This is a genomic window from Bradyrhizobium sp. CCBAU 25338 (genome assembly GCF_028128965.1).
GTDB lineage: Bacteria > Pseudomonadota > Alphaproteobacteria > Rhizobiales > Xanthobacteraceae > Bradyrhizobium > Bradyrhizobium liaoningense.
In genome coordinates this window covers 237,932-250,893 of sequence record NZ_LFKY01000003.1, presented here as the reverse complement: position 1 = coordinate 250,893, position 12,962 = coordinate 237,932, and the positions used below count along the sequence as shown (strand labels likewise).

Here is a 12,962-nt window from a genome sequence, read left to right as displayed (position 1 = left end):
CTCTCGTTCTCACGCCGTCCGCGCGCGGCGGCCTTCGATCGGATAGGCCGGGTCGTTGTAGCCCGGCGTCGAGGGATGGCCCGGCGTCACCAGCCGGTCGACCAGGGCCTCGTCCTCCGCGGTGAAGGAGTAATCGAGCGCACTGATGTAGCCGTCCCATTGCTCCTCGGTGCGGGGTCCGGCGATCACCGACGAGACGAAGGCGGAGTTCAGCACCCAGGCGACCGCGAACTGGCCGGCGGTGATGCCCTTCTTCTCCGCGTGCGTCTTGATCTCCTGCGCGAGGCGCAGCGATTCCGGCCGCCATTCGGTCTGCATCATGCGGGTGTCGTTGCGGCCTGCGCGCGTCTCCTTGTCGGGGGCGGCATCGGGCTTGTACTTGCCGGTGAGCACGCCGCGCGCCAAGGGGCTATAGGGCACGATGCCGAGACCGTAATAGGAACAGGCCGGGAAGTGTTCGACCTCCGGCATGCGGTTCATGGCGTTGTAGTAAGGCTGGCTCACCGCGGGTCGATCGATGCCGAGCCGGTCGCAGATGTTGCAGATCTCGGCAACGCGCCAGGCGCGGTAGTTGGAGACGCCGAAATAGCGCACCTTGCCCGCGCGGATCAGGTCACCCATCGCGCGCACCGTCTCTTCCAGCGGTGTCGCGTGATCTTCCTTGTGCAGATAGTAGATGTCGATGTGATCGGTGCCGAGCCGCGTCAGGCTTTCGTCGGCGGCCTGCAAGACCCAACGTCGTGACAGGCCGCCGCGATTGGGGTCGTTGCCCATGGGGTTTGCGAGTTTCGTTGCGAGCACCCAGGCGTGACGGTTGTTGCCGATCGCGCGTCCGACCACCTCTTCGGATGCGCCCTTCGAGTAGGCATCGGCGGTATCGATGAAGTTGATGCCGGCGCCGTGTGCCTTGTCGATGATCCGCTTCGATGCGGCTTCATCGGTCGGCCCACCGAACATCATGGTGCCCAGGCAGATCGGCGACACTTTCAGGCCGCTGCGGCCGAGTTGGCGGTATTGCATAGGCGGGTCCTCAACGCTGCGATGGGGCGCAGCATAGCCATCCGGTTCCGTCATTGCGAGCGCGGCGAAGCAATCCAGAGCTGAGTCCGCGGAGAGAGTCATGGATTTCTTCGCTGCGCTCGCAACGACGCGGAGAGGGCGGTGGCAGCCTGACCGCTTCGCCTACGCCGGCCCCTTCAATATCTTGAACACGCCATTCGCCATCACGACGCAACGATCGTCCACGCTGACTTCGGTGCTCATGAAAATCAGGGTGCGGGTCGAGCGTACCACGCGCGGGCGGGAGATCAGGATGTCGCCGATCTGGCCGGCCTCGACGAAGTGGGTGTCGAGCTGCACCGTCGCCAGATATTCCTTGCCAGAGACATAGCGGGCCGTCATGCCGCAGGTGCGGTCGGCGAAGGTCATCATCACGCCGCCCTGGACCATGCCGCGGCGGTTGTGGTGCTTGTCCTCTGTCGCGAGGGCGAACTCGTGATGGCCGTCGACCTTGCGCTCCCACAAGGGACCGACGAGGTGGAGGAAACCCGTGGTCTCCAGGATGCTCCAGCCGTCTGATTTCAGCCTTGCGGCGGCCTTGGTGGTCATGTCGTCGTCCGTTCCTGTGCGGGCCTTGCGAGCGCATTTCATCGGGGCCGGACGTGGTGTAGTCAAGCATCATGAGACCGTTCGATGATGCCACACGGCGGAATATCGCGGATGCCTGCGCAGCCTTCACGCGCCTGCAGGAGGATGATGCGCAAGCGACGCTGAAGCGCGCCGCGGTCGCGGTCGCGCTGACCGCGAGCGAGGGCGACGACACTGCGCTGCTGCTCACGCTGCGCGCGTCGCATCTGCGCGCCCATCGCGGTCAATGGGCGCTGCCGGGCGGCCGATGCGATCCCGGCGAGACGCCGGTCGAAGCGGCGCTGCGGGAGCTCGACGAGGAGCTTGGCCTTCGCCTCACGGACGCGGATGTGCTCGGCACGCTCGACGATTACCCGACGCGGTCCGGCTATCTGATCACGCCGGTCGTGGTCTGGGCCGCAGGCAGCGCCGCGATCCGGCCGAACCCGGAGGAGGTCGCGTCCGTGCATCGCATCGCGCTGGCGACCATCGAGCGCGAGGACGCTTTCGATTTCGTCGCGATCCCCGAAAGCGTGCGGCGCGTGATCCGCTTCCATCACCAGATGAGCCTGATCCACGCGCCCACGGCGGCGCTGATCTACCAGTTCCGCGAGGTGCTGGCGGGGCGGCACACCCGCGTCACCGACTTGGAACAACCGGTGTTTGCCTGGAAGTGATGGTAAACGGCGCGTTAACGTGACGGTTACCGGATGCCTGCTAAGAGGGCAGCATGCATCGATCGATTCGAAACAAGCTGGCGCTGGTTCCATTCGCGCTGGTCCTGATCTCATCCGCCGCGCGCGGCGCCGAAGGCGACGCGCTGCCGGCGGCCGTTCGCAACGCCAACGCCCAGCTGCTGTCGCAGTTTTTCGCGCAAGGTGCCTCGCCGGCCGTGCTCGAATATCGCCGCAAGCTCGCGGAATATCAGGCTGCGCGCGCGGCGTTCGATGCCGAGGCCGGCGCCTATTGGAGCCAGATCTCCGAGAAGCGGAAGACGCGCAACGCCAAGCGGCGCAACGGGCAGCAGATCACGCTCGATGATTACGTCCTGGAGCATCCGCCGCTCTATGCCGGGCCGAAGCGCCCGGTGAACCCGGAGCCGGAGGAAACGCCGGAGCGGCCGCCCCGAAAGCCTATTCCGGTGGTCGCCGATTTCCTGCGCGCGGCGCATGAGCTCTACCAGTTCACGCCGCAGCGCCCGTCCAGCGAACTCGAGTTCAAGCGCGCCTACGCGCGCTACGCACTGGCCAACGGCTTGACGCGTGAGCAGGCGGTGCGGGTCTATTCGTTCGAGACCGGCGGCACCGGCAGCTACGACGTGCAGGCGGGCATCGAGCACGGCGGCAAGCGCGCGATCTCGACCGCGATGGGCTACAACCAGCTGCTGACCACCAACAGCGTCGAGCTGTTGGCCGAGCAGGGCCATGAACTCATCCGTGCGCTTTCCGAGAAGGTGGCGCGGAGCTCGGGGCCGGCGCGGCATGCGCTCGAGCACAAGCTCACTGTCCTGAAGAAAATGGTGGCACATGCGAAGTCGGTGCCCGACACCTGGTCGGAGCACGAGAAGATCGGCAATACCCCGCAGGGCTGGGCCATGCATGCGATGGTGCTCGACGTCGACATCGGGCCGATGCTTCAGACCCACAAGCTGCTGACGTCGGTGCTGTTCGCCCGCGCCAAGGGCTACACCCGACCGCTTTCCGCGGCCGAGCTCGAGATGATGAACCTCACCGGCGACGGCACCGGTCTCGACATGGTGACGATGCCGCAGGCGATGCGCGAGAAGGTGCCGACCTCGAACTTCTTCCAGCGCGGCGGCTACGAGCGCAATCCGGTCGCGATCCGCCACAACACGGTGGCCAAGCTGCTTGCCGTGACCGACGAGCGGATGGACTCGAACAGCAGCAAAGCCGGCGCGCGGGAGCTCGCGGGGGCGTTTTAGCTCTTCTCCCCGCCGCACCCTTCGATCGCAATGGCCTGCGGGATACTGGATCGTCCGCCCCAGTGCGCAATTGCGCACAAGGCGGACGATGTCACCGCGTGCGAGGCAGCGCGGTCGGCCGCGTGCTCAAGCCGTTACTGGTCCGGCCCGAACTTGAACTTGCCGTCGCCCTCCAGATATGGGCCGCTCCGCATGTAGAGCTGGCCGTTCTGGCCGATGAAGAACAGTGTGCCCTTCGGCACCTTTTTGGCGCCCTTCAGGAGCTCGCCGGCGTTGCTAGTGCCCATCTTGTAGGAAAAGGTCTTGCCATCCCTGTCATAGGCATAGCCCGTGTCCGACTTGAGCTCCCAGGGCGTCGCTCCGGTTTGCGCCAATGCGGGCCCTGCGCATGCGCCGAGCGCGGCTGCGATTGCAAATGTCTTGGTTGAAAATGCCGTCATCCCATCCTCCCACGGTCGGGACATTCCGGGCTTGAACAAATCACGAACGACATGATCGGGTCAATTTGCGAAAGCGCCGCAGCGCATCACGTCTTGCCCAGCAGCTTGTGATTTTCCCTTCGTCCCCTCGCGACTATGTTCCGCTTTCCGTCTAGAACGCAATTCGACAAAATTACTGGTAGGGATGATTCGGATGCGCCATGTGATCAAGCTTTGCTGGGCTGCTGCATTGTCGCTGGCGGCGATGGCGCCAGCGGCCCGGGCCGATGATTACCAGCTCAGCCACAATCAGCGCATTTCGTGCAGCCGCGGCCTCGCCCCGGGCAAGCTGAACACGGCGACCTGCAAGTCCTACACCTATCTCTTCAACACCAAGACCTCGGAATATTTCCGCTGCCAGATTTCCCTGGCGCTGACCCGCGACAACAAGGAGGTCATCAACGTCCAGACGGACGGCGGCTGTACCAAAAAGCCGCGTATCTTCGAGACCGACGGCAAATATGATTTCGACGCGACCGAGACCGAGCCGCCGAACACCAACTCATTCTTCGGTCCCGGCGGATATTCGGTCTGGGCCGCCGACGTCGGCGCGCAGAAGATCCGCGGCTGCATCATCATCTCCTCCGGCCTCGGCTCCGACATCTCGAAGTGCCTGGACATGACGTTCCAGTAGAGCGCCAGCGACGGTGCGCTCCCTCCCCCGCTTGCGGGGGAGGGCTGGGAGAGGGTGTCTCCACGATGGGATAGTCCCCTAGAGGAGAGAACCCTCACCCGGCGCGCGGGACGATGCTGCGCATCGCCCGGACGCGCCGACCTCTCCCAAACACGGGAGAGGTGACCGAGCAAGCCGCTCCAGCGATCGCATCTGACGCAGCACCGGCCTCGCGCTGCGCCAACTCGCCGCAGCCGCGAGTTCCCAGAAATCGAGCCGAATCGGCCGTTCGCCGCAGTCCTGTTTTGCCTTTTGGATGGGTTGACCCGCACCCCTCATCCGGCCCAATTTCGCGGCCGGTTTGGGGAGAACAACAACCATGAAACGGACGATTTTTGGCGTGGCCGCGGCTCTTGCTCTGGCGGCGTCGGCGCCTTGCGCACAGGCGCAATCCTTCATCAACGTGCTGACCGGCGGCACCTCTGGCGTCTACTATCCGCTCGGCGTCGCAATCGGAAAGATCTACGGCGACAAGATTCCGAACGTGAAGACGCAGGTGCAGGCCACCAAGGCGTCGGTCGAGAACCTGATCCTGCTGCAGCAGGGCCGCGGCGAACTGGCGTTCACGCTGGGCGACTCGCTGAAAGCGGCCTGGGACGGCGAGGAGGAGGCGGGCTTCAAGACCAAGCTCGACAAGCTCAGGACCATCGGCGCAATCTATCCGAACTACATCCAGATCGTCGCGACCGCCGAGAGCGGCATCAAGACTCTGGCCGACCTCAAGGGCAAGAGCCTGTCGGTCGGGGCGCCGAAGTCCGGCACGGAGCTGAACTCGCGCGCGATCCTCGCGGCCGCCGGCATGAGCTACAAGGATCTCGGCAAGGTCGAATATCTGCCCTTCGCCGAATCGGTCGATCTCATGAAGAACCGGCAGCTCAACGCCACGCTGCAATCGGCCGGGCTCGGCGTCGCCTCGCTGAAGGACCTGTCGACCTCGAGCCCGATCACTGTGGTGTCGGTGCCGAAGGAAGCCGTCGACAAGATCGGCCCGCCCTTCGTCTCGGCGATCATTCCGGCCAAGACCTATACCGGTCAGGACAAGGACGTGCCGACTGCGGCCGTGATCAATTATCTGGTCACGAGCTCCGCCGTGTCGGACGATCTCGCCTATCAGATGACCAAGCTGGTCTACGAGTCGCTCCCCGAGCTCGTCAACGCGCACGCGGCCGGCAAGGAGATCAAGCTCGAGAACGCCGCCAATGGCAGCCCGGTTCCGCTGCACCCCGGCGCGGCCCGCTATTACAAGGAAAAAGGGCTGATCAAGTAAGATCGGCTCTCGCTGTCGTACGTCATGGCCGGGCTTGTCCCGGCCATCCACGTTCTGAGGCTAGGCGAGAAAGATCGTGGATGCCCGGGACAAGCCCGGGCATGACGGTCTGGAGACGCTCTGCCCATGTTATAAGCGCTGATGGTTGGGAACGAATTGGATGCTGGAAAAGGCAGAGGGCACTGAAGCTGCCCCCATCAAGGTCGAATTCGACAATTTCGAGCATGGCTTCCCGGAAGGTTTCGGTCCGGGCTGGTGGGGACGGCTCGCCTACTGGATCGGCATCGCATTCGCGACCTTCCAGCTCTATGTAGCCGCCTTCAATTATCTGCCGAGCCAGGTGGTCCGCGGCGTTCATGTCGGCTTCCTCGTTCTGCTCACCTTCGGCCTGATCGCCAACTTCACCGCAAAGAGCAGCTTCGGCCGTGCACTCGGCTGGATGATCGGCGGTGCCGGCTTCCTCTGCGGCCTTTACCAATGGATATTCTACGCGGACCTGATCGCGCGCGACGGCGATCCGACCCGGCTCGATCTCGTGGTCGGCACGCTGCTGGCGGTGCTGATCTTCGAGGGCACGCGGCGCCTGATGGGCGCGGCGCTGCCGCTGATGTGCGGCGCGTGCCTCCTCTACTGGTTTTTCGGCCAGTACCTGCCGTCGCCGCTCAACCATCGCGGCTATGATTTCGACCAGATCGTCACGCATCTGTCGTTCGGCACCGAAGGATTCTACGGCGTGCCGATCTACGTGTCGGCGACCTACATCTTCCTGTTCATCCTGTTCGGCTCGTTCCTGGAGCGCGCCGGCATGATCCAGCTCTTCACCGACGTCTCGCTCGGCCTGTTCGGCCGCACGCGTGGGGGACCTGCCAAGGTCGCGGTGTTCGCTTCGGGCATGATGGGCACGATCTCGGGCTCGGGCGTCGCCAATGTCGTCACCGTCGGCCAGTTCACAATTCCCTTGATGATCAGGTTCGGCTACCGCCGCGCCTTCGCCGCCGGCGTCGAGGCGACGGCGTCGATGGGCGGACAGATCATGCCGCCGGTGATGGGCGCGGTCGCCTTCATCATGGCGGAGACGCTGGGCGTGCAATATTCCGAGATCGTCAAGGCCGCCGCGATTCCTGCGATCCTCTATTTCGCCTCAGCCTTCTGGATGGTGCATCTGGAAGCCGGCAAGCACGGCCTCGTCGGCATGAAGCGCTCGGAGATCCCGAGCGCCTGGAAGGCGCTGGTGACGCGCTGGTACCTCGTGCTGCCGCTCGCCGCGCTCGTCTACATGCTGTTCGAGGGCTTCACGCCGCTCTATGCCGGCAGCATGGGTCTCGCGCTGACGGTGGCGCTGATCCTTGGCACCGCCATCACGACGGGTGCCTCGTCGATGGTGATCCGCTACGTGTTCTGGATCGGGCTTGCGCTCGTCGTTGCCGCGCTGTCGCGCGACGGTCTCCAGATCGTGCCGGTCGCGTGCATCGTGGTCGGGCTGATCGTGATCACGGCGTTCGTGCGCGGCGGGTTCAAAGCCTTGCGCGAATGCCGCAATGCGCTGGCTGAAAGTGCGAAGTCCGCCATCACCGTCGGCATGGCCTGCGCCATCGTCGGCGTCATCATCGGCATGATGTCGCAGACCGGTGTCGGCACCATCTTCGGCGGCTGGGTGATCGGTCTTGGCGAGAAAAGCCTGTTCCTGGCGCTGGTCATGACCATGCTGCTGTCGATCCTGCTCGGCACGGGCATTCCGACCATCCCGACCTACATCATCACCGCCGCGCTCGCCGCGCCGGCACTCGCGAAACTCGGCGTGCCGCTGATCGCGAGCCATATGTTCGCGTTCTATTACGGAATCATGGCCGATCTGTCCCCGCCGGTGGCCCTCGCCGCGCTCGCGGCGGCGCCGATCGCCAAGGAGAACCCGGACAAGATCGGCTGGGAGGCGATGCGCATCGCGCTCGCCGGTTACGTCATCCCCTTCATCTTCGTCTATTCGCCTGCCCTGATGCTGCAGGCCGGCGATCCCATGGCGGCCAAGCTCGGCTTCTACGGCGCGGTGGCGCTGGCCGCCACCAAGGCGCTGGTGGCGATCGGCCTGTTCGGCATGGTCGCGATCGGCTTCCTGTTCACGCGGCTGACGCTGATCGAGCGCCTGGTCGCGCTCGGCGCCGCGTTCTGCCTGCTCGGCGAGTTCCCGTTCAGCGACACGGCGGGCTTCGTGCTTGCTGCTGCGCTGGTGGTGTGGCAATGGCGGCAGCGCCCGCCGGCGGCGGTCGAGGCGGCGTGAGCCTCTGCTTCGCAACGGCATCAGGCGTGAAGGCGCTGGCGCTGTCCGCCTTCACGCTGGCCTGGACGCATTCGGTCGCGAAGGTCGAATGGCAGGAAGATTGGCGTGTCACGCCCGCCGGCCTCGAGCTGGTGCAGGCCCGCGTCAAGGGCACCGGCCCCGGCATGGAGCCGCCGCCCGAGGCGCGGCTCGTCGATGGCTGGTTTCAATGGCGGCCGCGGCGTCCGCCGATGCACGAGGTCGTGCTCGGTAATTCCGGAGCGGCCGGGGAGTGGCGGTTGTGCCATGACGGGAAGTGCCGGACGTTGTCGGAGATTGTCGGCCATCCGATCGGTGCTAACGTCACCACGATGAGGATTTGCAGCGATCCGAAGCCCGGATGAGCGCAGCGATATCCGGGGATGGTGGCCCGGATATCGCTGCGCTCATCCGGGCTACAAAACAGCAAGGGGAGACGCACGATGGATAGGCTCAAGGGCAAGGTTGCGATGGTGGTGGGCGCCGGCTCGATTGGGCCCGGCTGGGGCAATGGCAAGGCAACCGCGGTGACGTTTGCGCGCGAGGGCGCGCAGGTGTTTTGCGTCGATCGCAATGGTGCTGCGGCCGAGGAGACCGCGAAGATCATCATCGAGGAAGGCGGCAAGGCGACGGCGTTCACCGCCGACGTGTCGCGCGCAAGCGAGATCGAGGCGATGGTCGCAGCGTGCCTGAAGGCCTATGGCCGCATCGACGTGCTCGACAACAATGTCGGCATCGCCGAGATGGGCAGCGTGGTCGAGGTGAGCGAGGAAAGCTGGGACCGCGTCTTCAGCGTCAACCTCAAGAGCGCCTATCTCGCCATGAAGCATGTCATCCCCGTCATGGTGAAGCAGGGCGGCGGCTCGATCATCAACATCTCCTCGATCGCCTCGATCCGCCACATGGGCATTTCCTACGTCACCTACGGCACCTCGAAGGCAGCGATGAACCAGATGACGCGCACCACGGCGATCGAGTTCGCGCGCCATCATGTCCGCGTCAACGCGATCCTGCCCGGCCTGATGAAGACGCCGATGGTCGAACATTCAGCGGGGCTTGCCGCCAGCTACGCCAAGGGCGACGTGGAAGCGATGTGGCGCGCGCGCGATGCGCAGGTGCCGATGGGCCATATGGGCGATGCCTTCGACGTCGCCAACGCCGCGCTTTTCCTGGCCTCGGATGAGTCGAAATACGTGACGGGAATCGAGCTCGTGGTCGACGGCGGGATCACGTGCAAGGCGGGGGCTTAGTGCAATCTCCACCGTCGTCCCGGACCAGCCCGCCCTTAAGCGCGCCGATCCGGGATGACAACGGAGGTTGTCGCTACCTACTGCGCCAGCGTCAGGATGCCGCCGGCGAAGGCATGCCACGCGGCGCTCTCGCTGACCGGCCAGTTCAGCACCTTCACCGCCAGCAGCGCGAGCGTGCCGTAGATGTAGACCGGATGCACGCGGCCTTCGGTGCGCCAGTCGCGCACCATGGCGACGACGAGCAGCAGGGAAGCGACGACAGCCGGCGCAATCGTCACGGGCACCGGCGGCGGGCCGGGCGGTCCGGGAGGGGCGAGGAAGGTCAGGAACCAGCGCGCGATCGCGGCATCGAGGATCGAGACCGCCGCCAGCAGCATCAGGCGCTTGTGAACCTCCGGTCTGCGCGTGTTCATGATCGCCAGCACGAACACCACGGCGAAGAACGCGATTCCGCTCATCGGCACGATCGAGAAGCCGATGCCGGCTTCCTTCTGCCCGAGCGCGGCGGAATGCTGCATCACGTGCACCGAGGCGAGGAAGCCGAAAATCGTCATCGCGGTCGCGAGCGATACGCCGGCGATGCCGAGCGAGCGGTGATTGACCACGCGGCCCGAGGCCGCGAGCCAGGTCTGGAGCACGAAATAGAGCGACCAGGTGAAGAACAAGAGTCCGTGAAAGTGAATCACGGGGCTTGCGGAGAGCGTCCGGTTGGCGAGCGGCACCCAATAGGTCGGTGCGAAGCCGAGAAAGGCGGTGGCCGCGCAGGTCAGGGCCATGTGGAGATAAAAATATCGTGCAGGCGACGCATCACGCGCGCGCACACGACGGTCGTCGATCAGAGTTGTCATCTGGAGTGAGTCTGGGAAGGCGAGGTTTGGTTCAAACCCCACCATCGTCGTCGATCTATCCGCCTGCGCTCAGTTCTGCGCGATCGAGCTCTTCCTCCAGCCGATGAAACGCGTCGTCGCCGATCACCTCGGTGGCGCGGAGGTCGAAGATCGCTTTGCGCGCGGCCTCGATGGCGCGGCGGCGCAGGGGATCGGCGGGCAATTCGCCATTGGCGATGCCGCCGTTCGGATTGGTCTCGGCCTGCATCAGGATGGCGCGATATTCGAGCCGCAGGATTTCCGCCTCCTCCGACGGATCGCTCTCGATCGCATCGAGCGCCGCGCGATAGGCGACCGCGCGCCCGCGCGCGACCTCGATGCCGACGGGATCATCGTCCTTGAGGTCGAAGGCGAGGATCAGCGGCCGCAGCGTCAGGCCCTGGATGACGAGCGATCCCAGCACCACCGCAAAGGCGATGAAGACGATGAAGTCGCGATAGGGAAAACTTTCCGGCAGGGCAAAGGCGGTCGCGAGCGTAACGAGGCCTCGCATGCCGCACCAGGAGATGATGAGGCCGCCTTTGGGCGAAGCGATCTGCTTCGGATCCTTCGGATGATAGAGCCCGTGTGCGATCAGCACGCGCAGGGTCGTGCGATAGAACGTCACCCAGGCGAGCCGCACCAGCATCACCGTGAGCAGGATCCAGGCGGCGGCCACGCAATATTCCCAGCGCACGTCCGCGTCGAGCTGCGTCCAGATCGGCCGCATCTGCATGCCGATCAGCATGAAGGCGAGCACGTTGAGCACGAACACCATCGTCTCCCAGACCGCATAGGACGGCACCCGCAGCCGCGCCGGCATGCGCGCCGGCGCTGTCCGTGCGACCGTGATGGCATAGACCACGATGGTGAGGATGCCGGAGAGGCCGAGATGCTCGGCGGCGATCCAGACCAGGAAAGTGGTGGCGAACTGCACGATGATGGCGCTCGGCGCTTCCCTCACCCGCTCCATGAACAGCGGAATGATGCGGCCTGCGGCGAGACCTGCGACGACGCTGCCGACGAGGGCCAGCACCATGGTCGGCGCGACTTGGCTCCATGTCAGATGCTGGGTGGCGACCGCGCCGACGGCGATGCGATAGATCAGAAGCGCGCTGGCGTCGTTGAGCAGGCTCTCGCCCTCAAGCACCTTCACCATGCGGTGGGGCAGCTTCACCTGGCTCAGGATTGCGACGGCAGCGGCCGCATCCGGCGGCGCCACGATCGCGCCGAGCGCGACCGCGGCGGCCCAGGGCATGTCGGGCATCAGCCGGTGTGCGACATAGGCCACGGCGGCCGTGGTCAGGCCGACTGCGGCGACCACCAGGGTCGAGACCGGAACCCAGTTGTTCCGTAGATCGCGCAGCGAGGTGTCGAAGGCGGCATCGAGCAGGACCGGTGCGACAAAAAGGGCCAAGGCCAGGTCCGGCTCCAGCGCCCAGGACGGACTGGACGGCACGAAGGCGATCAGCGCGCCACCGATGGCGAGAAAGGTCGGGTAAGGGACCTTGATCCGCCGCGCCAGCGCCGATAAGGCAACAGCGCCGAGCAGAAGTGCAATGATCCATTCGAATGTCGACACGATGATCCCCGAGACGATCTGAGCGGCGCCCCAAGCTAGCACCAAACCGGCCGTATGATGGATAGTACGGCGCCAAGGCAAGACCCTAAGACAAGACTCTCCAACTGCAACGAGCATGCGTTCTCTCATTCACCTGTTCGGCGCCGGGCTGCTCTACGCACTCTCGCTCGCCGCGGCCAATGCTGCGACCGGAGGCGAGCCGGTTGCGGTGACGCAGGTCGATGTCGAGCTCTGCCTCGCGGCGACCGCGGCCGACGACGTGGACAAGGCGGCCACCGCCTGCGCTGCCGTGATCGACAATGAGAAGACGGCGAAGGAGGATCTGATCAAGGCACTGATCGCGCGCGGCGCACTGCTGGCGCGGCACGACCAGGTCGACCGTGCGATCGCCGACGAAAGCCGCGCTCTTTTGCTCGATCCGACCCTCGCCGATATCTTCAACGCGCGCGGCGAGCTCTGGCTGAAGAAGGGCGACAAGCCCAAGGCGGTGCAGGATTTCGGCGCAGCACTCAAGATCGATCCGAACCACGCGAAGGCCAAGGCCAATCACAAGGCGATGGCGCGCGAGCTCGAGCGAATCGGCGCGCAGATGGCGGTCGCCGGCAAGCCCAGCTTCAATTGCACGCGAGCGCGCCGCGCGGTGGAAAGGGCGATCTGCGGCAATCGCGAGCTCGCCGATCTCGACCGGGAGATTTTTGCATCGAACGCCCGCGTGATCCGCGCGGCGCGCAATGCGGATGAAGCGAAGGCGCTCCAGCGCGAGCAGGATGAATTCATTGCGCGCCGCAATGCCGGTTTCGGCCGGCCGGGCTATGATCTCAAGAAGGCGATGCAAGCGCGCCTGCAACGGTTGAACGGGGTCGACGGATATTGACGGGCCTTCGGCTCACGAGGAGCCGTCATGCGCGGGCTTGTCCCGCCTGCGGGGCCGAAGCCCTTCGGCGCTGCGAAGGCGCGGGCATCCACGGTCTGTGTGCCGCGGGT

At 65.2% G+C, this 12,962-nt stretch carries 13 protein-coding genes; 8 read left to right on the top strand and 5 right to left on the bottom strand.

What is annotated here, in order from left to right:
- Positions 1 to 9: 9 nt before the first annotated feature.
- Complete coding sequence (locus ACM42_RS06335) at positions 10 to 1,020, bottom strand: aldo/keto reductase (protein WP_271527090.1); 1,011 nt, start codon at positions 1,018 to 1,020, stop codon at positions 10 to 12.
- A gap of 162 nt (positions 1,021 to 1,182) precedes the next feature.
- Positions 1,183 to 1,608 carry a PaaI family thioesterase gene (locus ACM42_RS06330; RefSeq protein WP_271527089.1) on the bottom strand — a complete coding sequence of 142 codons (426 nt, stop codon included), beginning with the start codon at positions 1,606 to 1,608 and terminating at the stop codon, positions 1,183 to 1,185.
- A gap of 68 nt (positions 1,609 to 1,676) precedes the next feature.
- Here ACM42_RS06330 and ACM42_RS06325 point away from each other — a divergent pair, with 68 nt between their 5' ends.
- The gene (locus ACM42_RS06325) at positions 1,677 to 2,303 is read left to right on the top strand and encodes an NUDIX hydrolase (RefSeq protein WP_442868903.1); all 627 of its coding nucleotides are present in this window, start codon (positions 1,677 to 1,679) and stop codon (positions 2,301 to 2,303) included.
- A 53-nt stretch (positions 2,304 to 2,356) separates the two neighbouring features.
- Positions 2,357 to 3,568: a hypothetical protein gene (locus tag ACM42_RS06320; protein WP_271527087.1), complete on the top strand. Its 1,212-nt coding sequence runs from the start codon at positions 2,357 to 2,359 to the stop codon at positions 3,566 to 3,568.
- A gap of 134 nt (positions 3,569 to 3,702) precedes the next feature.
- On the opposite strand, the gene ACM42_RS06315 is transcribed toward ACM42_RS06320, so the two are convergent.
- Positions 3,703 to 4,008: a hypothetical protein gene (locus ACM42_RS06315; protein WP_271527086.1), complete on the bottom strand. Its 306-nt coding sequence runs from the start codon at positions 4,006 to 4,008 to the stop codon at positions 3,703 to 3,705.
- A gap of 193 nt (positions 4,009 to 4,201) precedes the next feature.
- Here ACM42_RS06315 and ACM42_RS06310 point away from each other — a divergent pair, with 193 nt between their 5' ends.
- From ACM42_RS06310 to ACM42_RS06290, 5 genes are all read left to right on the top strand, one after another.
- Positions 4,202 to 4,681 (top strand): hypothetical protein, encoded by a 480-nt coding sequence (locus ACM42_RS06310; protein WP_271527085.1) that lies wholly within the window; start codon positions 4,202 to 4,204, stop codon positions 4,679 to 4,681.
- A 358-nt stretch (positions 4,682 to 5,039) separates the two neighbouring features.
- Entirely contained in the window at positions 5,040 to 5,987 is a 948-nt protein-coding gene (locus ACM42_RS06305) for a TAXI family TRAP transporter solute-binding subunit (protein WP_271527084.1), read from the top strand.
- Between the two features lie 160 nt (positions 5,988 to 6,147).
- The gene (locus ACM42_RS06300) at positions 6,148 to 8,262 is read left to right on the top strand and encodes a TRAP transporter permease (protein WP_271527083.1); all 2,115 of its coding nucleotides are present in this window, start codon (positions 6,148 to 6,150) and stop codon (positions 8,260 to 8,262) included.
- On the top strand, positions 8,223 to 8,645 hold the full coding sequence (locus ACM42_RS06295) for a DUF1850 domain-containing protein (RefSeq protein WP_271527082.1): 423 nt from the start codon (positions 8,223 to 8,225) through the stop codon (positions 8,643 to 8,645). The genes ACM42_RS06300 and ACM42_RS06295 overlap by 40 nt, the downstream gene beginning before the upstream one ends.
- Before the next feature lie 78 nt (positions 8,646 to 8,723).
- Entirely contained in the window at positions 8,724 to 9,530 is an 807-nt protein-coding gene (locus ACM42_RS06290; RefSeq protein ID WP_271527081.1) for an SDR family NAD(P)-dependent oxidoreductase, read from the top strand.
- A gap of 77 nt (positions 9,531 to 9,607) precedes the next feature.
- Here ACM42_RS06290 and ACM42_RS06285 read toward each other — a convergent pair whose 3' ends face one another.
- Positions 9,608 to 10,378, bottom strand: a complete 771-nt coding sequence (locus tag ACM42_RS06285; protein ID WP_271527080.1) for a hypothetical protein — start codon at positions 10,376 to 10,378, stop codon at positions 9,608 to 9,610.
- Between the two features lie 55 nt (positions 10,379 to 10,433).
- Positions 10,434 to 11,978 (bottom strand): cation:proton antiporter, encoded by a 1,545-nt coding sequence (locus ACM42_RS06280; RefSeq protein ID WP_271527079.1) that lies wholly within the window; start codon positions 11,976 to 11,978, stop codon positions 10,434 to 10,436.
- Between the two features lie 115 nt (positions 11,979 to 12,093).
- Between ACM42_RS06280 and ACM42_RS06275 the strand changes: the two genes are divergently transcribed.
- Positions 12,094 to 12,852, top strand: a complete 759-nt coding sequence (locus ACM42_RS06275) for a tetratricopeptide repeat protein (protein WP_271527078.1) — start codon at positions 12,094 to 12,096, stop codon at positions 12,850 to 12,852.
- Positions 12,853 to 12,962: the final 110 nt, after the last annotated feature.